A 20526-nucleotide genomic window follows, 5' to 3' on the forward strand; every position below is an offset into this window, starting at 1 on the left:
TACAGTAAAAGTATCGACTTGTTGATACCTTTCTGTTTCTGCCATCGCACAGGGGTGAATGGCAAAAATGCAAAGAGTGTCGTCACGCGTGTCACTGATTTATAAAACAGCGTTTCTATTGCATCAAAAGGCGAGGTCAATTTTGCGAGCCAGCCATCAGATTTGCCTGAAGGCTGGCGAAAAGGCAGGCAGTTAACGGTAGTTGACGATGACGGAATTGCGCTGAACCTTCAGCGCCGGGATCAGGCGACCGCCACCCGGCACCTCCCAGATAAAGCGTAAAGGCTCGGCGGCGGGCACACCGTTGAACGCCTGGGTCGTTCCGCTTTCACCGTCTATTTCGGTACAGCGCGTCTGAGAGCAGAGACGCACCCGCAGCCCGGCGGGCGTTGGGCCAATCAGCGTATAGTTCCAGACCACCAGCGTCATGAGGCCAGAAGCCGGTTCCGGCGGCGACAGCGGACGCGAAGACATTGCCACCCCGCGATTGCTTAGCGTGACGCCCATGCTGCTGGCCTGCCACGTTCCCTCACCTGCGGCCTGCGCCGCCAGCGGGAAAAAGAGTATCCATAGCCACTTCCGCATTATTTTCCTCCAATGGTCGCCGTCATACGAATGTGGCGATTGTCCGACAGCTCCATATTCGACAGCACCACCAGCTGGTTCAGGCTACGGCGCAGGAAGCGTGAAAGCAGCGGCCTCAGTGCATGATTCACCAGCAGAACCGGCGGCGCACCCAGCATCTCCTGACGCGCCAGCGCCTCCTGCGTCTGCGCCAGCAAGCGGTCGGCCAGACCTGGCTCAAGGCCACCACCACCCTGCAACGCCTGCAGCAGCAGACGCTCAAGCGGCGTATCGAGTCCAATCACCTGCACTTCTCCGGTGCCAGGGAACCACTGCTGGGTGATCGCACGACCCAGCGCCACGCGCACCACCGCCGTCAGCTCGTGCGGATCGCTTTGCAGCGGCGCGTGCTCGGCCAGTGTTTCCAGGATGGTGCGCATATCGCGGATCGGCACCTTCTCATCAAGCAGGTTTTGCAGCACCTTATGCAGCGTGGTCAACGTCAGCACGCCCGGAACCAGATCTTCCGTCAGCTTCGGCATCTCCTGCGTCACGCGGTCAAGCAGCTGCTGCGCTTCCTGACGCCCAAACAGCTCGGCGGAGAACTGCCCAATCAGGTGGTTGAGGTGGGTCGCCACCACGGTACTGGCTTCAACGACGGTATAGCCCTGAATCTGCGCCTGCTCTTTCAGGGCGCTCTCAATCCAGATAGCCGCCAGGCCAAAGGCCGGATCGATGGTTTGCTCGCCCGGCAGCGTGCCCGCGGCGGTGCCGGGGTTAATCGCCAGCCAGCGGCCCGGATAGGCATCACCGCTGCCAATTTCGACACCTTTCATCAGAATGCGGTAGCGCGCGGGCGGCAGATCCATATTGTCGCGAATGTGAACAACCGGCGGCAGGAAACCCATATCCTGGGCGAATTTTTTACGGATGCTGCGGATACGCCCCAGCAGTTCGCCATCCTGCTGGAAGTCCACCATCGGGATCAGGCGATAGCCCACTTCCATCCCCAGTGAATCTTCCAGCTGCACGTCGTTCCAGGTGGCCTCCACGGCCTGGGTATTTTCCGGCATTTTCACCGGCGCGGGCTCTGCCGCCGGTTTCATTTCACGTCCGCGCATCCACCAGGCCAGGCCCAGCAGACCCGCGGTGAACAGCAGGAACACCAGATTTGGCATCCCCGGCACCATGCCGAGCAGGCCCAACACCGCCGCCGACAGCAGCATCACGCGGGGGTTGCTGAACAGCTGCCCCACCATCTGCTCACCCACGTCCTGATCGGTACTCACGCGGGTGACGATAACGCCTGCTGCGGTCGAGATAACCAGCGCCGGGATCTGGGCGACCAGACCGTCACCGATGGTCAGCAGCGTATAGCTTTCCGCCGCGTGGCCCATGTCCATCCCGTGCTGAAGGACGCCGACCAGCAACCCCCCGACCACGTTGATGACCATGATCAGGATGCCCGCGATGGCATCACCGCGCACAAACTTACTCGCACCGTCCATCGAACCGTAGAAGTCCGCTTCCTGCGTCACCTCCGCGCGGCGCTTTTTCGCTTCATCTTCTGCGATAAGCCCGGCGTTCAGGTCGGCGTCGATCGCCATCTGCTTGCCCGGCATCCCGTCCAGCACGAAGCGCGCGCCGACTTCCGCGATACGCCCCGCACCTTTGGTGATAACCATAAAGTTGATGATCACGAGGATGACAAACACCACGATACCGATGGCAAAGTTACCGCCCACGAGGAAGTGGCCAAACGCCTCAACCACTTTACCCGCCGCCGCCGCGCCGGTATGGCCTTCCATCAGAATGATACGGGTAGACGCCACGTTCAGCGCCAGTCGCAGGAGCGTGGTAAACAGCAGAATGGTCGGGAACGCCGCAAATTCCAGGGTGCGCTGGGTGAACATTGCCACCAGCAGCACCATGATGGACAACGCAATGTTGAATGTGAAAAGCAGATCGAGAATGAATGCCGGGAGCGGCAGTACCATCATCGACAGAATTAGCAGGATGAGAATCGGCCCGGCAAGGATCTGCCATTGGGTCGATTTCAGGTTGCCGGGCAGGCGCAACATTGCCACCAGATTAGCCATCAGTGTCCTTCTCGTTCAAAAAATCCAGCGCGTCAGGCACCGGAAGGTTTTCAGGTTTCACAGGTCGTTGACCGCCAGCCAGACGCCAGCGTTTTAATTGCCATACCCAGGCCAGCACTTCCGCCACGGCGGCATAAAGTTGACCTGGGATCTGCTGCCCAATTTCCGCATGGCGATATAAGGCACGCGCCAGCGGTGGCGCTTCAAGAATGGGGACGCGGTTCTCCGTCGCGATTTCACGGATACGCAGCGCGATAAGCCCAGCCCCCTTTGCCACCACTTTTGGCGCACTCATTTTGTTTTCGTCATACTGCAGCGCAACGGAATAGTGGGTCGGGTTGGTGACGATCACATCGGCTTTAGGCACGTCTTCCATCATGCGTCGACGAGCAGCCGCACGCTGCATCTGGCGGATACGCCCTTTCACGTGCGGGTCACCCTCCATCTGCTTATATTCGTCACGAATATCCTGACGCGACATGCGCAGCTTCTTGAAGTGGCTGTAGAGCTGGAAGATGACGTCGAAGCCCACCATCGGGATGATGCTCAGCACCACCAGCAGCGAGCAAAGCCCGATGAGGTTCATGGCGTTGCGCATAGCGCTGAGCGGCGATTCGCTGATCAGGCGCATCATGTCAGGCCAGTTATGCCACAGATAAAACCCGGCAGCGCTGCCCATCAGGGTCGATTTGAGGATGGCTTTAACCAGCTCAGCCCCGGTCTGGGCCGAAAACATACGTGCTATACCGGGAAACGGGTTGAGTTTAGAGAACTTGGGCTGCAGTGATTTGCCACTGAACACCAGACCACCCAGCATGATCGGCGACACTATCGCCACCAGCACCACGCCGGTAATCAGCGGCAGTAAGGCGATCATTGCGCCTTTAATCAGAATAATGATTTGACCCAGAATGAGATTGGGATCGTTGACCATGCTGTGGTCAAAACGTAACCCAGAAGAGAGCATCCCCGCCAGTTTACGGGCGAGCGACTCCCCACCCAGCCAGATAATGCACACGCCTACGATAAGGATCAGCAGGGATGTCAGTTCTCGGGATCGGGGGATCTGCCCTTCCTCACGTGCTTTTTCAAGTCGGTGGGGTGTGGGGGCTTCCGTTTTGTCGTCGTTCTCTTCTGCCACAGTGCATGCTCAGCCCATTACGTCACGGGTATCATGCCAGCACCGCCTTTCATCAATGGGCTGAAAAAACCCTATAACCGGGTCTTTTTATCCAGTTTACGCTCACGCCCTGCCCTTCACCCGAGCGTGGATAGCGCAAATAATAAACGAACAAACAAAGTCCAGTTTTTTTTGATGTGTTTTATATTACAAAATGAATTAAGCACAGCTTTAATGAACGTCGATGACAAAAAAATATCGAGAGGAAAATTAACATATACCGCCATTCTCACCGTTTGGTTTTGCATGAATGATATAAATATGTGAATTCGATAATTAATAGTAATTGAACCCCTACCTCTTATTATTCTACAAACCACCCGCACTGCATTAGACTATATAATATTAATCCTGAAACACCCTTACCTGAGAGAAATTAAACGCTATAATTTCGCGCGGCATGATTTGACGTCGCGAAGACGTAAAGGGCATGCCAAATATAGCGTTCACTTTAAGGAAAATGTTAGATGGACTTAAAAAATAATATTTTTGCGGGCATAGTGCTCGCCGCCGTATCGATGAATAGTTTCGCCGCAGAAATGAATGCGGGCACCATTCACTTCACGGGTGAGATTATTGAACCAAGCTGTACGATCGAGGGTGACAATGGCACGGACAGCACTATTCCACTGGGCACCTATCCTAAATCAGTATTTACCGAGGTTGGGAAAGAAACCACGTATATGCCGTTCACCATTACGCTGGCAAACTGTCCGTTAAAAAGCGACGGCCTCCCGGCAGTGCAGCTAACCTTCAACGGCCCAACGACGTTGACCGGGACCAATACGCTGCTCGACGTCAGTAAAATCACCACCACGGGCGACACCGCAGCAACCGGGATCGGCGTTGCCGTTAGCCCGGCGGGTAAAGATGACCAACTGATTACCATGGACGGTGCGGAAGGTCAGGTTTATATCGAGCTGGCAACAAAATCGTCAGACACCATTCTGGCTAATTTTAATGCCCGCTATAAATCCTTTGCTGCCGAGGTCACCCCCGGTCCGGCAGACGCGGATATGACGGTAAATATTCTTTACCGCTAATAATCGTCTTTTTGACATTCAGAGGATATATATATTTCTCAGCGTCATGACGTTTAAGGAGTCATGCTCTGATAATAGTCTGGGTCCGGATTCGGACTATTATCACTTTTCTCAACCTCCTTTATTAAAGGTTTCACCATGCGCATTTCCCTCAAGCTCTTATTATGCATTCCTGTTATTGCGAGTACCCTTTGCCACGCAGCAGGCGTTCAGATAGGTCGCACACGCATAATTTACGATGCCGCAAAAAAGGAAGTTGCCCTGCCTTTACAAAATAACGATCGCGAACTGCCCTGGCTTATACAGTCCTGGACGGACACAGGTGATGGAAAAACGCACGGGCCTTTTATTGTAACACCACCCCTCTTTCGCCTCGATCCGCAAAAAGAGCAAAGCCTGCGCATTACCTGGAACGGCATGTCCTTACCGGGCGATAAAGAGTCGCTGTTCTATCTGAACGTGCGAACCGTCCCCGCCACGGCGGCGGATGAGGAAGACAAAAACGTCCTGCGTCTCATCTATAAAACGCGCCTGAAAGTGTTCTGGCGTCCGGTCGGACTGAGCGGCACCCCCTCCGAATCCTGTAAAAACCTGCGTTTTGTTCGTCACGGACAGCAGCTCACTGCCATCAACGACGGGGCGTTCTATAGCGTCTTTGATTCACTTGCGCTGGGCGCACAAAAAGTCGAGAAAGCCGACATGGTTGGCCCTAAATCCAGCGTTGCCATTCCGCTTCCAAACGGCGCGCAGAGTACGAGCGTCACCTGGCGCTGCATCACCGATTACGGCAACGCTTCCGAAAAATACACTTCCACCCTGGCGCAGGATTAAAAGACCGCAATGATTACAGGACGTAATTATTTGTCACACGGGCGGATCTTTAAACTGAATCCGCTTCTGCGCTGCCTTGGCGGCGTCTTGCTTATGGTGAGCTGCTCGGGGCAGGCCCGTGAGTATCGCTTCTCTCCTTCATCGCTTGAAGGGGATATGCTGTCCCAACAGGATATCGACCTGTCACTTTTTTCAAAGTCGAACGCTCAGCTTCCCGGCACCTGGTCTTCAAGCATTCAGGTGAACGACCGCCGCCTGAGGGACGCCACTGTCACCTACGTCAGCTCTCCGCAAGGGGCACTGATCCCACAGCTCACGCCGGATATGCTGCGCGCCTGGGGGATCGCTGTCGATCGTTATCCCGCGTTGCTGGCGCTGCCAGCCAATGAGCCCCTGCCCAACACGCTCGGCAGCTACATCCCCCTGGCGTCCGCGCAGCTTGATTTCTCGACCATGACATTAGCGCTGAGCATTCCTCAGGCCGCGTTAAACGGGTCCGGTCATGATTACATCGATCCCTCGCGCTGGGACGACGGGGTGCCCGTCATGTTCAGTGACTATGCGTTCTCAGGGTCAACAAATAAGGACAGCGAGAACAACAGCACCACCAATCAGTACCTGAATTTGCGTACCGGCGCCAATCTGGGCGGCTGGCGAGTGCGCAACTACTCGACGTGGAGCCATTCGGACAGTGAAAACCAGTGGGAGACCATCAATACCTTCCTTCAGCATGACATCGATGCCCTCAAGGCGCAGTTCACCGCCGGAGAGAGCAACACGCGGGGCGAGGTTTTCGATAGCTTACAGTTCCGCGGCGTCAACCTTGCGTCGGATGAAGAGATGCTGCCCTACAGCCAGCGAGGGTACGCCCCCGTCATACGCGGCATCGCCAGCTCGAACGCGGAAGTCTCGGTGCATCAGAATGGCTATCTTATCTACCAGCAAAATGTCGCGCCGGGGGCGTTCGAGATCAATGACCTCTATTCCACCACCAACAGCGGCGATCTGGACGTCACGGTGAAAGAGGCCGACGGCACCGAGCACCACTTCACGCAGCCCTACTCCAGCATCGCGGTCATGCTGCGCCCGGGACGGATGAAGTACGAACTGACGGCGGGCCGTTACCGCGCTGACAGCGGGAGCGATCAAAAGGAGCCCGACTTTCTCCAGGGAAGCATGATTTACGGTGTAAACAACCTGCTCACCGGGTTTGGGGGGCTGACGCTATCGCAAGACTATAGCGCCGCCAATGCTGGCGTCGGCCTGGCGCTTGGGCAACTGGGCTCGCTGTCGGCTGACGTCACCGTGGCCGATACCCGGCTCGACGATGACAGTCAGCATACGGGCCAGTCATGGCGTCTGCTTTATACCGGCAAACTGGATTCCACCAATACCAACTTCAGCCTGGGCAGCTATCGCTACTCCAGCCGCGGATACTACAGTTTTGCCGATGCTAACCAAAAGCTTGACGGCCACGAAGACGATCTGCTGTTTCGTTACAATAAGCGCAACCGCATTCAGGCCAGCGTCAGCCAGACCCTGGCAGGACTCAGCCTTTATCTTAACGGCTATCAGCAGGATTATTGGGGCACCTCAAATAAGGAGCGCAGTCTGTCTGTTGGCATGAATACCGTTATTGCCGGGACGAGTTACCATCTGGCCTATACCTACAGCAAAACCAACGGCGAAGAGTCCGACAGAATGATCTCTTTCGGGTTCAGCATTCCTCTCACCAGATGGCTGCCCCGCGCCTGGAGCAGCTATAACATCAGCAACACCAAAGACGGCTATACGCGGCAAAACCTTGGCTTCAGCGGCACGCTGCTGGATGACGAGCGCCTGAGCTACTCGCTGCAGCAGAGCCATTCCAACCACGACGGAGAAGATACCAGCAGTGCATACGGCAGCTACCGTTCGCAATACGCCAACCTGACCGCCGGGTATTACGCTTCCAGTGATGACTCTCAGCAGCTTAACTACGGTATTAGCGGCGGTATTGTTGCCCATCCTCAGGGCATCACGCTGGCCCAGCCTTTAGGCAGCCAGTTTGCCATCGTGAGCGCTAACGACGCCTCTGGCGTCCGCTTCCAGAACCAGCGAGGCATACAGACCGACTGGCAGGGTAACGCAGTCATTCCGTCGCTTACCCCGTACCAGGAAAACACTATTCGTATTGATACCTCGAGCCTGCCGGAAAACGTGGACAGCAGTGATACATCTGTCACCGTCATTCCCTCTCGTAACGCTGCTGTAATGGCTAACTTTGATGCTCATGTGGGTTACCGGTTGTTAATCACCCTGACGCGACCTAACGGTCAACACGTCCCGTTTGGTGCCATTGCTACCAGCGCATCACCTGTATTAAGCGGGATCGTGGATGATACGGGCACCGTGTATCTTGCGGGCATCGGGGAAACCGCGCAGCTCACTGTGAAATGGGGTAACAGCAAGGACCAGCAGTGTCAAACCAGCATTTCACAACAGACAGATCAGCCTAACGAAAGCCCTAACGGTATTCGATCCGTTAGCGCACTTTGTCAGCAGGAACAACCGCATGAAAAATAAACTGAAGAGACTCGCCGCTGGGATTTCAGTAGCGATTGCACTGTGTCTGGAATCTGCCAGCCCGTGTTGGGGGTCCAGCATGGTGCTCAAAAACTGTTTCGGAGCACCGCAGACATATACCATCTCGTTCAATCACGAGTTTGCCTCCAGCGAAAACATTGCCAATCACGATTACGATATACCCGAACATCTTGTCGGAGCTGGGGCTGAACTGGAGGCCAATTGCAACTGCCCGGCAAATCTGTATTCATCGACTACCATCTATGAAAAAACATTTGCTGGCAGCCCACTCCCTCCAGGAACAAACGGTTACGGCTATCTGACCGATAAGATCGATGCCGATGTTACGGGCTACGTCGATGCCATCAATTCCCCAGACGGAAATTCTTTGACCCCGGTGCCTATTAATGAATACCCAACGTCCCGGGGAAATATGAACAGTGTTATGGAAAACTCGACTGCCAAAAAGGAGGGAGACGCCAGCGTCTGCAGTAACGATACCCGCCCCACAGACTCTGCTGCGACAAAGCGGAAATTCCGCTGGAATGTCGTTGCCGTGATGCTTCACATTAAAAAACCTATTCTTGGGGAAGAGGCGATCCCGCAGACAATCATTGTTCAGAACTATGCCTGCCTCTATACGGCAGGAGCAAACTGTGATGCAGGAGAGGCAGAACATGTCTCAGATATCTGGTTTAGCGGCACGCTAACGGCGCCGCTAAGCTGCACCATCAACGCGGGGAGCACCATTGAGGTTGAATTCGGCAGCGTTGTCAGCAAGCAATTCATCAGTAAGGGGCAGCCCCCTAAAGGCTATGCCCTCAAAAAAGTCGAGATCGCTTACCACTGCGACGATAACGCCGTCGGGAATACGGACCGGATAAAGCTCACGCTCTCAGCAGACCAGGGCGTGGCAGATAGCAGTACGCCGTACATTGCGAAGCTTCTGGAAAGAGACGATCTCGGCGTGCGGGTGTACGATGAAAACAGCGAGAACGTCGCGCTGGATGGCACCTATGAGTTTCCGGTGACGATGGACGAGCAGGGAAACGGCGTGGTCAACATTCAGGCGGCGCCAGTGAGCACCACAAATGCCGAGCCTGAACCGGGCCGCTTTGAGGGTAACGTGACGGTGAAGATGGATCTTCGCTAGCAGAATAACCCTCAGGTTGAAACAGCACCTGAGGGTTATCCGTTCAATCAGAAGCCGAGGCTGTCCAGCAGGTCGTCCACCTGGTCCTGGCTTGCCACAACGCCCGCTTTGGTGGCGTCGAGCTGTGGGCCATTGAGCAGGCTTTCGTTCTCGCGTTTCGGACGGGCAGCCGGTTCCGGGATGTTCTCCAGCAGCACCATCAGCAGCTGACGTTCAATCTCCTGAATCACATCCATCATGCGCTTGATAACCTGACCGGTGAGGTCCTGGAAATCCTGCGCCATCATGATGTCCAGCAGCTGTGCGTTGGTGAAACTGGTGTGGCCCGGCACATCGCCCAGGAACTGGCGGGTATCGGTCACCAGCTCGCGCGCGTCAGCCAGCTCGATAGGGTTTTCAAACCACTCGTCCCAGCGTTGGGTGAGCGCTTTCGCGCCCTTCTCCATCGCGTCCTGATGCGGCTGTGACGCTTCAACGCTGTTCAGCGCACGTTCAGCGGCCTGCGCGGTCATCTGCACAACGTAGTCCAGACGGTCACGTGCATCAGGAATCGCTTCTGCTGCTTCGGCGATAGCCTGATCCAGTCCCAGTTCACGCAGGCTGTCGCGCAGCATGCGCGTCAGGCTACCAATGCGGGCGATAATGTCGCTCGGTGAATGTTCTTCAACGGGTTTCATAGCAGGTTGCAACATATCCATCACCTCACATGCCGAGTTTCTCGAAGATCTTGCCGAGCTTCTCTTCCAGGGTTGCTGCAGTGAATGGCTTCACTACATAGCCGCTTGCGCCCGCCTGGGCTGCTGCAATGATGTTCTCTTTTTTCGCTTCTGCGGTCACCATCAGCACCGGCAGTGACGCCATACCGGCATCGGCACGAATGGTTTTCAACAGTTCCAGACCATCCATGTTCGGCATGTTCCAGTCGGAAATCACAAAACCAAAGCCGCCCGCCTGCAGTTTGTTCAGCGCATCAACGCCGTCTTCTGCTTCTTCAACGTTGTTGAAGCCCAGCTCTTTCAGCAGGTTACGCACGATGCGACGCATGGTGGAAAAGTCATCCACAACCAAAAATCTGAGCTCTTTGTCCGCCATAAAACTACACTCCTCTTTAAATACGTATTGCCTGTCCGGCACTGATTTTCGCCAGCATCTGCTGGCTTACCTGGCTAAGATCGACCACTTCGCTCACGCCACCCATATTGATGGCCTCGCGCGGCATGCCGAACACCACACAACTTGCTTCATTCTGCGCAATAGTCCAGGCGCCAGCCTGGTGCATCGCAAGCATTCCGGCGGCACCGTCGTTGCCCATCCCCGTCAGGATCACCCCCACGGCGTTGCGCCCCGCATGTTTCGCCACCGAATGAAACAGCACATCCACCGACGGACGGTGCCGGTTAACCGGCGGTCCGTCATGAATTTTGATTTGATAGTTCGCGCCGCTGCGCGACAGCTCCATATGCTTATCGCCCGGCGCGATGTACGCGTGTCCCGGAAGCACGCGCTCGCCGTCTTCCGCCTCTTTCACGCTGATCTGACACAGTTTGTTCAGACGTTCAGCGAACGAGCGGGTAAATCCCGGCGGCATATGCTGCGTAATGAGAATACCCGGACTTGAAAGCGGCAATGGCTGGAGTACATGACGAATTGCCTCTGTTCCTCCGGTTGACGCCCCAATCACCAGCAGTTTTTCCGAGCTGAGTAACGGACCGGCCTTCAACGTTGCCGGTGCCGACATCGGTTTGTGCGCCGCAAGCTTCGCCCGGGACGCGGTGCGGATCTTCTCGGCAATCATCTCGCTGTAGGCCAGCATCCCTTCGCGGATGCCGAGCTGAGGCTTGGTGACAAAGTCAACCGCCCCCAGCTCGAGCGCGCGCAGGGTGATTTCCGAGCCCTTCCCGGTCAGGGAGGAGACCATCACCACCGGCATCGGGCGCAGGCGCATTAATTTTTCAAGGAAATCGATGCCATCCATGCGCGGCATTTCGACATCCAGCGTCAGTACGTCGGGGTTATATTTTTTAATTAAATCCCGCGCTACCAGAGGATCGGGGGCGGTCGCCACCATCTCCATATCGCTGTGGCTATTGATGATTTCAGTCATGATCTGGCGCATCAGCGCCGAATCATCGACAGACAATACCCTGATTTTACTCATGCTTTTTCCTTACTCAGCGCATATACCGTTTGCCCACGCAGGCTAAACTCACGCACGAGGTTGCTGAAGTTTTCCGAGTGCCCGGCAAACAGTAAACCGTCAGGCTTGAGCAACGGAACAAAGCGACGCAAAATGTCCTGCTGCGTCGTTTTATCAAAATAGATCATGACGTTACGGCAAAAAATGGCGTCGAACGGACCCGGCACGTTGTACTGCTTATCCAGCAGGTTAACGGGCGCGAATTCGACGCAGTTCGCCAGCTCCTGGCGTACGCGTACCAGGCCTTCATGCGGGCCAGTGCCGCGCATGAAGTAACGCTGCAGCTGCTGAGGCGACAGCGTTTTCAGTTCATCCTGGCGATAAACACCGTTACGCGCCTTCTCCAGCACCTCGGTGTCGATATCGCTGGCGTAGACTTTCCAGCGTCCGGGCGCCATGCCCAGCGTGTCTGCAAGGGTGATCGCCAGCGAGTACGGCTCTTCACCCGTCGAGGCGGCCGCACTCCAGACGCGATACTCGCCGCTGCGTCGACGCGCGTGGTCCGCCAGCACCGGGAAGTGGTGAGCTTCACGGAAAAACGCCGTCAGGTTGGTGGTTAATGAGTTAATAAAAGCCTGCCATTCGGCGCTGTTCTGGTTCGCTTCAAGCATGCTCAAATAGCGACCAAAATCATCCAGCCCAAGCGTGCGCAAGCGCCGCACCAGCCGGTTGTAGACCATGTCTCGCTTATGATCCGCAAGCACGATCCCCGCACGCTGGTAGATTAACTGACATATCCGACGAAAATGCGCGTCGGACAGCGCGAGGCGCTGTGTCATCTGTAACAATAATGACGTTTGCCCTGAGGGCGTGGGTGATGTCATAGCGCCTTCTTAATCACATTCAGGATACAACTGGCACGGCCTGCGACCGCCCGACTTCTGTTACTGCTTCAACGTGCTCTTTGACATTAAACACCGCGACCAGCCCGGTAAGATGGTCGGCCTGGTTTGCCAGCTGATCGGTCGCGGCTGCCGCCTCTTCCACTAACGACGCGTTCTGCTGCGTGACCTGATCCATCTGGCTGACGGCCTGGGCCACCTGCTCGATCCCACGGCGTTGCTCATCCGACGCCGAGGCGATTTCACCCATAATGTCGTTAACCCGGGTGACGGAAGTGACAATTTCGGTCATGGTTTTCGCCGCCGTATCGACCAGGGCAGAACCCTGCTGCACACGGGAGACCGACTCTTCTATCAGCCCTTTAATCTCTTTCGCCGCGTTGGCGCTGCGGCTCGCCAGGTTGCGCACTTCGCCCGCAACGACCGCAAACCCGCGCCCCTGCTCGCCCGCACGCGCCGCTTCAACGGCGGCGTTGAGCGCCAGAATATTGGTCTGGAACGCGATACCGTCAATCACGCTGATGATGTCGCCAATTTTCTGCGAACTGGCGGCGATATCCTGCATGGTGCTGGCCACGTGAGAGGCCTGGTCGCCCCCTCGCTTCGCCGTCATCGCCGCCTGTTTTGACAGATCCGACGCCTGACGCGCGTTGTCGGCGTTCTGGCTTACCGTCGCGGTCAGCTGTTCCATACTGGCCGCCGTCTGCGCCAGCGAGGCCGCCTGCTGTTCGGTGCGGGATGAGAGATCGTTATTGCCAGCTGCAATCTCTGAGATCCCGGTGTGCATGGCATAACTGCCCTGCCGCACGTCGCTCACCGTTTCCCGCAGCGATCCCTGCATCGCCTTCAGGCTGGCAAAGATGGCCGAAATTTCGTTCTTCCCGTACACCGCCACCGGACGCGCAAGGTTGCCTTTTGCAATGCTGTCGAAGTGGCTGCTGATAATCGCCAGCGGTTGCACAATCATCTTGCGTGCCCAGAACAACGCGCCGCCGGTCAGCAACCCCGCCAGAATCACGACCACGGCAAAGATGACGCCCGACATGTGATAGCTGGTACGGCTCGCTTCACCGGCTCGCTGAACAGACTGGTTAATATCCTGCTGCCACGCGTTAAAGCTGCCGTCAAACGCCGCCTGAGACGCCTGTACCGGCGCGGTCATGAAATCCGAAAGCTGGTTGTTTTCAAGCCAGGTCGCCTGGTGGTCCAGATCGCTGTACCACTGTTCAAAATTCTTTTTCATGGCCGCTTTCAGCGCTTTCTCTTTCTCGCTGTCGGTGGCCTGCGCCGTGAAGGCTTTAAACTGTGCGTCAGCCTGCTTCAGGCTGTCGCGCGCGGTCGCCATCAGCGCCTTGATGTCATCCGGCGGATAGCTCAGCGCGGTCAAGGTTCCCGCCTTGTTCAGCGCAGTGCTTGCCTGCAACAGCACGGCACGGGTTTGTGCCAGCGAGGAGCGCTGCTGATTACTCGTCTCGACTTCCTGCAAATTCTGATAACCATCGCGAAACGCCCAAAAAGACAACCCGTTACTGCCAACCTGCAACACACCGCAAAGGATCAGAATCAAAAACAGTGTGGTCGAGATACGAATACGATTTAACATCCACGCTCCCATCAAGCGGCAAGCAGCCGCGGTTTAATTGTCAGTCAAAATGTTTCCCAGTTTTCTTCTTGTCCGGTCGTCGCGGTACGCGTAGGTGTTGCTGCCGTTGCTGCGGCGGGCGCACGATACATCGTATGTGAATCGACCGTTTTTGCTGCGAGTGAAGCGAGACGAAATGCCGAGACGGCCATCTTCAGACGGCTCGCCTGGTCTTCCAGCGCAGCGGCCGCCGCAGCGGACTCCTGCACCAGCGCGGCGTTTTGTTGTGTCACGCGATCCATTTCCGATACCGCCAGGGCGACCTGGTCGATACCACGACTCTGCTCATCAGACGCAGAGGCGATTTCACCCATGATGTCCGTTACGCGGGTAACGGCATTCACGATGTCATTCATGGTCTCCCCTGCGCTTTCTACCAGCACGGAGCCGGTATCCACGCGGGAGACGGAATCTTCAATCAGGGCTTTGATCTCTTTCGCCGCATTGGCGCTGCGGCTGGCGAGGTTACGCACTTCCCCGGCCACCACCGCAAAACCGCGGCCCTGCTCACCGGCACGCGCTGCCTCAACGGCGGCGTTCAGCGCCAGGATGTTGGTCTGGAAGGCAATGCCGTCGATGACGCTGATGATGTCAGCGATTTTCTTCGAGCTGTCGGCGATTTCGTGCATGGTTTTCACCACGCCATCCACCACGCGACCGCCGCGCTGCGCCGTCTCAGAGGCGCTTTCTGCCAGCTGAGACGCCTGACGGGCGTTATCGGCGTTCTGCTTCACGGTGGCCGTCAGTTCTTCCATGCTGGCTGCGGTCTCTTCCAGCGCAGACGCCTGCTGTTCCGTACGGGAAGAGAGATCGTTATTCCCCATCGCAATTTCGCTGGTGCCGGTATAGATAGCCTCGGAGCCGTTACGCACGTTGGTGACGGTCTCCACCAGCGAGCGCTGCATATGGTCAACGCTGTTTGCCAGTTCGGTGATCTCGTTGCGCCCGGACACGGTCAGCGTTTTGGTCAGATCGCCTGAGGCGATGTCGCGAATATGCGCAATCACGCGGCCCAGCGGGTTGAGTAGGATGTGACGAATGCCGTACCAGACGGCCACCAGCACGATGACCAGCGCCAGCGCCAGCACGGCCATCTGCCATTTAGCGAAACGGTAATCGTTCTGGCTTTCAGTAAATGCGGAGTGGTACAAGTCGCTGCTGGCTTTGGCATATTCACCCAGCGCCGCACCGAGTGCGTTTTGCATCCCCTGCGTCGGCTGAGCGAAATAGGCATCCATGTTGCCGCTCTCCAGGAACTGGATCAGCTCCGTCAGCCCGGCAAAGTAGGCGTTGTATTTCTCATCAATATTGGCGCTCGCCTGCTCCATCGCAGGCTGCGGGGCAATCTTTTTGAAGGCGTCGTAATGTTTTGCCGCGTCGGAAAGCGTCGCACGCGCGTTTTTCAACAGGTCCGTTTTCGCGCTGCTCTGCTGATTGTTGGGATCCATCATCATGCGCGCGGACGAACGGCTCAGGTTGATACGCGTTTGCAGCATCAGATCCCACGTCGTGGTCAGTTCACTCTGCTGCAGCCGCAGATCGTTCGAGGCCACGAAGCTGTCCTGGTTCTGTTTTAAGGACGAGAAAAAGAGGCTCCCGGAAATAAGCTGAAGAAGTGCGAAAATGACCAGCACCATCATGAGCATTGTGACAACGCGGATACGGTTCAACATACAACACCTTCTCATAGATTTATTAACGGTGTTATCGGCACAGGCCACAGGAACTTTACATTTGCGAAAGGGAAAAGCGCGGGGTTAAAACGCCACGTCGACAATCAGCGTGTCGGTGTAGGTTCCGGCGGGAGGCGTGGCCTGGCTGGTCAGAACTTTTGCGGTGTAGTTATAGGTACGCAGTAAACCGTCGGTGCTGACCTGCGACGATGTCGCGCTGGTCCAGCGCTCGCTACCGCTGCTGCCCCAGCGGTTACCGGAGGCTTCCTTATAGATGTCGTAGCTCATGGTGTTGCTGCCGCTGACCATCCGGCGGACATTATTGAGGGCGTTGGCACCATTATTAATGCCGATAGTGTAGGTGCTGCCTTTGGTGCAGGTGACGGCAATGGCCTGCGAGACGGTAGGGAAACTTTGTACCAGCGGTGCGCTGTTGAAGTTCACGTCCGGCGTGGTCATGGCGCTGCAGTCGTTGGTGACGGTCATGTTAAGCAGAATGGTGGTCGTTGCGGTTCCCGTCTGGGGGGACGTACACAGGCTTCCAATACCTAAGGCACAGACGTTGTAGTTGATGCTGAAGGTCAGCAGCACCTGGTAAGGCCCGGCAGTCACGTTTTGTCCGGGGACGGTGCGAAAATAGAGTGGTATGTTGTACCGTTTTGACCCGAGCAGCCCCAGCAGAGTGTTCCCGCTCCAGGTATACGAATTATTTATCTGCACCTCGCTGCTGCTCGCGCAACCGGATAATCCGCACAGCCGGGTGGGGATCACGTCCGTAATAGCCGCATTATCCGTGCGCTTCATGGTGGCGCGGCTGTTACCCGAAACCGAGGCCGAGGTGAAGTTCAGCGTCACCGAGTCGTTGGTCAGGACGTTGAGCACGGCGTCACACGCCACCACCAGCGTGCCGGTGGTTTCCACCTCCCCGTTTCCGCTGAGCGCGAACGAGGTGACGCTGCCAAACGATGCATTGACCGTACTGACGGTGCACGCCGCCCAGCCGCCGCCGGAAAACAGCAGCAGCATCCACAGCAGCAGGCGCGTCATGGCCCCTCCCGGCACACCAGTGGACCGTAGGTTTGCAGCTTGTGCTCCGGGTTAGCTCCCACGGTCAGCGTGGCCTTGCAGCGTTTTCCGTCTGGTGCGATCACCTCGAGCGGATTCACATCGCTGAGATTTTCCAGCCAGGCGATGCCGTCATACCCCACCACCGCGTTGCTGCGCGAGACGCGTCGGACCTGGCTTCCCACGGGCAACGCCTGCCCGTGCGCATCATGCAGAATAACGCTGGCTACCCGCTCCTGCTCCATCGGGAAGTCCACCAGATAGCCGCTGTGACGGCGAATGGCGAGCCGCCGCTCCGTCTCTTTCAGCCGGGTATCCGCGGGCAGATTCAGGGTATCAATCCGGTAGCTTGCCGGGTAATACGCCGACACCCCGCTCACCAGCAGGTAACCGTTGTTATTGGTTTTACCAACAGGCTGGTTTTCATAGCTGACGGGCACATCCGGGTGGCCGTCGGTACTGATCACCACAAACGCATCGTTGATTTTGTTCGCCGCAAACAGCTCGCCGTCCATCAGCACAACGGAACCCATCGCCTCGCCCCACCAGGTCATCATGTCCCGTTCGCCATAGGCGCCGCCCTGCAGTTCAACGTTGTTGTTGCGCCAGCCCAGCGTGCCCTGTTGATAATCACTGGCTCTTGACTGGTTGGCCCAGGCCATATTCCAGCTGAACCCACCGTCAGAAGGCATGGCGTGGTTGTAGTTAATGCGCTGAGTACTGCCTGCGTCCGGGGTGTTCTCAACGGTGACGGCAGCGCTGTCGCGCTCCCCTAGCGGCACCTGTAGCGACAGCGCAACGGTCCAGTCTCCGCGCTGTTGATCCCGGCTGCCGGCGAGGTAAATACTGCTCGCGCCCCACAGGTTGCGGCTCCAGGAGAGATTAAGCAGCTCGGTTTTTTGACCGTCAAAACTCTCCACGCCGATCCAGGCCGCGCCGATGTTGCCATATTGTCCCAGATTGAAGGTGAGAGAATACTGGTCCGTATTGCGGCTGAAGCTGGCGATGGGCTTATCGTTTTCGTCATAGACCGTCGGCTGGTCATAAAGGGCGAGGTTGCCAAAGCCGCGGTCGCGACGCGTGTGCTGGGTGGCGACGCTAAACTCGCTGGTGCTGTACTGGTAACCCCAGTTGATTTGCCCGCCCTCGTCACCGCGCATGCGGCTTTGCGAGTAAGAGGTATTCACCACGCCAAACTGGCCGAGTTTTATCACCGTCCCCGCCCCGCCCAGCGCCAGCTCCTGCGCCCCTTCCGCGTGCCCCTCCAGCGTCAGCCAGTCCGTCATCCCGTAGCGATACGAGCCGCTGCCTGCTGCCGAACCGTAGTCAAAATTCTTGATACCGTAATTACGCCGCAGGCTGCCCAGGGTCACGGCACCGTCGCTCAGCCCTTGTTTAAGCAAGTCGCTGGTGACGTAGAACGGGAGCGTGGTGCTCACCTGTCGCCCCAGCGCATCCGTCGTGACCAGCACCGCATCCCCGGCGCCGTTGATATAGGGCAGATTGGTCAGGGTGAAGGGGCCAGGCTGAAGCTGGGTTGAGCCGGAGCGATAGCCGTTGATAAAGAGATCGACCGAGGTGGGTACTGCGGCTTCCCCCGCGAACTCGGGCAGCGGCCATGTCACCAGATCGGGGCGCAGGGAGAAATCCCGCCCGACGCTTACCCCCCCCATCCGCACGCTGGAGCTCCAGCTCAGGGCATCGCTGATCACATCCCCGACGCTCCAGCTCATCGCGTCATCTTCATTCGTGAACAGCAGGGTCGTGTCATAGCGAACATACCCTTCCTGCTGGCCGTCGTTACCGGTGAAGTTTTCCCGGGCGTAGCCGGTGGAGGAAAAGGAGCCGTTCTCGTTGAAGTAGCGGAACTCATGCCAGAGCGACGCCTGGCCGCCAATATGTTCCGTGTGGTTGGTGTAGAGATCGTAATTCAGCAGCGCCCCGCGCCCGTAGTGCGGTTTGGCCTGCGCCGTTTGCGCGCTGAAAGGGGTCACGCGGGCCGTCACCCAGTCGCGGGGAACGGTCAGCAGCAGGCGCTGCGCAGCGCTGTCGTACGCCACCCGAACCTGATCAAGCGAGGAGAGATTCACCTCTCCGGCAGGAACATGCGCCGGGGGCAGCCCCGCGCGCAGCAGGTCGGCGCTGGAAATAAAGAACGCGCCTTTACGCTGCGTCACCGGCACAACCAGACCGGTATCGTAGTGGTTGAGCACGAGGGCGAGCTGGAAGACCGCTTCATCATTTATCGCCTGTGCCTGAGGAGGTGGCGGCAAACTGTCGTCGCCGGGCTCGGCCAGGGTCGCGGAACTGACGCAAAGCAGTATCATCATCGCTGGCTTCAGTTTACGGGCGTCGACTGCCATTGTTCGTCCCTGGCATTAATCTGCGCGCTCATCCGCTCCGGCTGACGAACGCTAGCGGGTACTGGCCAGCTGCGGGTGCTGCCCGGGAGGACGTAACCCAGTAACCCCTCCGCGACCGTGCGTTTCTGCCCTCCCTGCTCCAGCGCCACCTGGCTCAGTCTGACATGAACATCACCCCGGTTTCGAACCTCCAGCGCAGGCTGTCCACCCGCCTGCGTCACCCGCCAGCTCAGATTTTGGGTCTCCGCCAGCGCGTGGTGCGCGCCCTCTTTTACAGTCGGAACCCCTTGGCCATAGACAAACAGAGGGATGGAGTAGCGCATCTGCAATTTGAGGCCGATGGCGGGTTCGGCTTTGGCATCTGGCTGGGGAATTTCATCCACGATGATGCGGTAAGCCTGTTCGATACCTGCGGGAACGGAAGCCTGTTTGATAAGGCGAATAAGCTGCTTGCTGCCTGTACCAATCGTGACGATGGGTGGGCTGGCGACCACATCCTGCTGCGTGGTATAACGCTCGTGTCCATCCTCCTGTTTCCAGCGCACGATGCGGACCTGCATCGTCGTGGCGCTGTTTCCCTGGTTCTGGATCCACAGCTCCGTGGCGTTGGCGTCCGCAGCCAGCCACGGATCGATCGGCCACAGCAGGATGGTGGCCGCCGCCTGCGCCTGCCCGGTTGCCACCGTCATGCTCAACGCGCCCGCCAGACAAACAGGTCTGAAAAATGGCTTCATCAATACTCTCCCTTTATTACCATGACAAGGTCACGGTGAGCTGATCGGTATAGGTTCCTGCCGGGCTAAACCCGGTCAGTAGCGCCACGCCGAAAAGCGGCAGCGCGATGTTGTTGCTGTTGGTATAGGTCACCGGTATCGCCTGGTTAACACCAATTTCGCTGTTGGCGGCCAGCGAGCTGCTGCTGTAGAGCCGGTATGGCACCAGTTCTGTTCCACCGGACCGCTTCATCCGACGAACGGATGAATAATTTTGACCGCCGTTAATGCTCATGCTCAGCGCCACGCCCGGCGTACAGGCGATGGACAACGCCCCGTTTGGCACAAAGCTGGTGCTGACCGGCGCGCTCTCGACGCCGTTATGACTGCCAAAGTCCAGCGTGCCGAAAAGCCCGCCGCTACCGGTAGCCACCGCACATCCGGGTACAATCGTGGCGCTGACCTTAAAGGACTGAGACGTCACCGCATCCGCCGTCGGCATCATGAGCAATACAACCATCAGCGTGAAAAAAGGGTGCACGCGTCCCTCTGCGCGTTTGCGCAGACTTCTCAACGTTGCCTTCATGGCGGTAGAG

General features: G+C 57.3%; 17 protein-coding genes. 4 read left to right on the forward strand and 13 right to left on the reverse strand.

Annotated features, from left to right (window positions below):
• Positions 1-192: 192 nt before the first annotated feature.
• From HV355_RS02440 to flhB, 3 genes are read right to left on the reverse strand one after another with little or no spacing between them, the layout of a single operon-like run.
• Positions 193-588, reverse strand: a complete 396-nt coding sequence (locus tag HV355_RS02440; RefSeq protein WP_182401222.1) for a flagellar protein FlhE — start codon at positions 586-588, stop codon at positions 193-195.
• The gene (gene flhA / locus HV355_RS02445) at positions 585-2663 is read right to left on the reverse strand and encodes a flagellar biosynthesis protein FlhA (RefSeq protein ID WP_089598182.1); all 2079 of its coding nucleotides are present in this window, start codon (positions 2661-2663) and stop codon (positions 585-587) included. Before flhA ends, HV355_RS02440 begins: the two co-directional genes overlap by 4 nt.
• The gene (gene flhB, locus HV355_RS02450; RefSeq protein WP_010432535.1) at positions 2656-3804 is read right to left on the reverse strand and encodes a flagellar biosynthesis protein FlhB; all 1149 of its coding nucleotides are present in this window, start codon (positions 3802-3804) and stop codon (positions 2656-2658) included. Before flhB ends, flhA begins: the two co-directional genes overlap by 8 nt.
• Before the next feature lie 506 nt (positions 3805-4310).
• Here flhB and HV355_RS02455 point away from each other — a divergent pair.
• The 4 genes from HV355_RS02455 to HV355_RS02470 all read left to right on the forward strand — a co-directional run bounded on the left by HV355_RS02455 (position 4311) and on the right by HV355_RS02470 (position 9435).
• A complete protein-coding gene (locus HV355_RS02455; RefSeq protein ID WP_182400793.1) occupies positions 4311-4886 on the forward strand; it encodes a fimbrial protein in 576 nt (191 codons plus the stop codon).
• Positions 4887-5024: 138 nt separating this feature from the next.
• Positions 5025-5717, forward strand: a complete 693-nt coding sequence (locus HV355_RS02460; RefSeq protein WP_182400794.1) for a molecular chaperone — start codon at positions 5025-5027, stop codon at positions 5715-5717.
• A gap of 9 nt (positions 5718-5726) precedes the next feature.
• Entirely contained in the window at positions 5727-8282 is a 2556-nt protein-coding gene (locus tag HV355_RS02465; protein WP_182400795.1) for a fimbria/pilus outer membrane usher protein, read from the forward strand.
• On the forward strand, positions 8272-9435 hold the full coding sequence (locus tag HV355_RS02470) for a fimbrial protein (RefSeq protein WP_182400796.1): 1164 nt from the start codon (positions 8272-8274) through the stop codon (positions 9433-9435). The genes HV355_RS02465 and HV355_RS02470 overlap by 11 nt, the downstream gene beginning before the upstream one ends.
• Before the next feature lie 47 nt (positions 9436-9482).
• Here the strand turns inward: HV355_RS02470 and cheZ are convergent, their stop codons facing one another.
• The 10 genes from cheZ to HV355_RS02520 form a co-directional block, all read right to left on the reverse strand.
• Positions 9483-10127: a protein phosphatase CheZ gene (gene cheZ / locus HV355_RS02475; RefSeq protein ID WP_029485121.1), complete on the reverse strand. Its 645-nt coding sequence runs from the start codon at positions 10125-10127 to the stop codon at positions 9483-9485.
• Between the two features lie 10 nt (positions 10128-10137).
• Positions 10138-10527: a chemotaxis response regulator CheY gene (gene cheY / locus HV355_RS02480; RefSeq protein WP_010432528.1), complete on the reverse strand. Its 390-nt coding sequence runs from the start codon at positions 10525-10527 to the stop codon at positions 10138-10140.
• 16 nt (positions 10528-10543) lie between these two features.
• Positions 10544-11593 carry a chemotaxis response regulator protein-glutamate methylesterase gene (locus HV355_RS02485; RefSeq protein WP_010432526.1) on the reverse strand — a complete coding sequence of 350 codons (1050 nt, stop codon included), beginning with the start codon at positions 11591-11593 and terminating at the stop codon, positions 10544-10546.
• Positions 11590-12456, reverse strand: a complete 867-nt coding sequence (gene cheR, locus HV355_RS02490) for a protein-glutamate O-methyltransferase CheR (protein ID WP_100166014.1) — start codon at positions 12454-12456, stop codon at positions 11590-11592. Before cheR ends, HV355_RS02485 begins: the two co-directional genes overlap by 4 nt.
• A gap of 19 nt (positions 12457-12475) precedes the next feature.
• Positions 12476-14077, reverse strand: a complete 1602-nt coding sequence (gene tap / locus HV355_RS02495) for a methyl-accepting chemotaxis protein IV (protein WP_010432521.1) — start codon at positions 14075-14077, stop codon at positions 12476-12478.
• Positions 14078-14121: 44 nt separating this feature from the next.
• Positions 14122-15789, reverse strand: a complete 1668-nt coding sequence (tar, locus tag HV355_RS02500; RefSeq protein ID WP_182400797.1) for a methyl-accepting chemotaxis protein II — start codon at positions 15787-15789, stop codon at positions 14122-14124.
• A gap of 84 nt (positions 15790-15873) precedes the next feature.
• A complete protein-coding gene (locus tag HV355_RS02505; RefSeq protein ID WP_182400798.1) occupies positions 15874-16836 on the reverse strand; it encodes a spore coat U domain-containing protein in 963 nt (320 codons plus the stop codon).
• A complete protein-coding gene (locus HV355_RS02510; protein ID WP_182400799.1) occupies positions 16833-19217 on the reverse strand; it encodes a fimbria/pilus outer membrane usher protein in 2385 nt (794 codons plus the stop codon). Before HV355_RS02510 ends, HV355_RS02505 begins: the two co-directional genes overlap by 4 nt.
• Complete coding sequence (locus HV355_RS02515; protein ID WP_182400800.1) at positions 19193-19951, reverse strand: molecular chaperone; 759 nt, start codon at positions 19949-19951, stop codon at positions 19193-19195. Before HV355_RS02515 ends, HV355_RS02510 begins: the two co-directional genes overlap by 25 nt.
• Before the next feature lie 16 nt (positions 19952-19967).
• Positions 19968-20516: a spore coat U domain-containing protein gene (locus HV355_RS02520; protein WP_182400801.1), complete on the reverse strand. Its 549-nt coding sequence runs from the start codon at positions 20514-20516 to the stop codon at positions 19968-19970.
• Positions 20517-20526 lie beyond the last annotated feature (10 nt).

The organism is Enterobacter sp. RHBSTW-01064 (assembly GCF_014103035.1).
In the GTDB taxonomy this organism is placed as follows: domain Bacteria; phylum Pseudomonadota; class Gammaproteobacteria; order Enterobacterales; family Enterobacteriaceae; genus Enterobacter; species Enterobacter mori.

Coding starts and splice junctions, on each gene's coding strand:
- tar (WP_182400797.1), bottom strand. CDS start 15,789: ATGTTGAACCGTATCCGCGTTGTCACAATGCTCATGATGGTGCTGGTC.
- HV355_RS02515 (WP_182400800.1), bottom strand. CDS start 19,951: ATGAAGCCATTTTTCAGACCTGTTTGTCTGGCGGGCGCGTTGAGCATG.
- cheR (WP_100166014.1), bottom strand. CDS start 12,456: ATGACATCACCCACGCCCTCAGGGCAAACGTCATTATTGTTACAGATG.
- HV355_RS02460 (WP_182400794.1), top strand. CDS start 5,025: ATGCGCATTTCCCTCAAGCTCTTATTATGCATTCCTGTTATTGCGAGT.
- HV355_RS02455 (WP_182400793.1), top strand. CDS start 4,311: ATGGACTTAAAAAATAATATTTTTGCGGGCATAGTGCTCGCCGCCGTA.
- HV355_RS02470 (WP_182400796.1), top strand. CDS start 8,272: ATGAAAAATAAACTGAAGAGACTCGCCGCTGGGATTTCAGTAGCGATT.
- HV355_RS02465 (WP_182400795.1), top strand. CDS start 5,727: ATGATTACAGGACGTAATTATTTGTCACACGGGCGGATCTTTAAACTG.
- cheZ (WP_029485121.1), bottom strand. CDS start 10,127: ATGTTGCAACCTGCTATGAAACCCGTTGAAGAACATTCACCGAGCGAC.
- HV355_RS02510 (WP_182400799.1), bottom strand. CDS start 19,217: ATGGCAGTCGACGCCCGTAAACTGAAGCCAGCGATGATGATACTGCTT.
- HV355_RS02505 (WP_182400798.1), bottom strand. CDS start 16,836: ATGACGCGCCTGCTGCTGTGGATGCTGCTGCTGTTTTCCGGCGGCGGC.
- tap (WP_010432521.1), bottom strand. CDS start 14,077: ATGTTAAATCGTATTCGTATCTCGACCACACTGTTTTTGATTCTGATC.
- HV355_RS02520 (WP_182400801.1), bottom strand. CDS start 20,516: ATGAAGGCAACGTTGAGAAGTCTGCGCAAACGCGCAGAGGGACGCGTG.
- flhA (WP_089598182.1), bottom strand. CDS start 2,663: ATGGCTAATCTGGTGGCAATGTTGCGCCTGCCCGGCAACCTGAAATCG.
- cheY (WP_010432528.1), bottom strand. CDS start 10,527: ATGGCGGACAAAGAGCTCAGATTTTTGGTTGTGGATGACTTTTCCACC.
- HV355_RS02485 (WP_010432526.1), bottom strand. CDS start 11,593: ATGAGTAAAATCAGGGTATTGTCTGTCGATGATTCGGCGCTGATGCGC.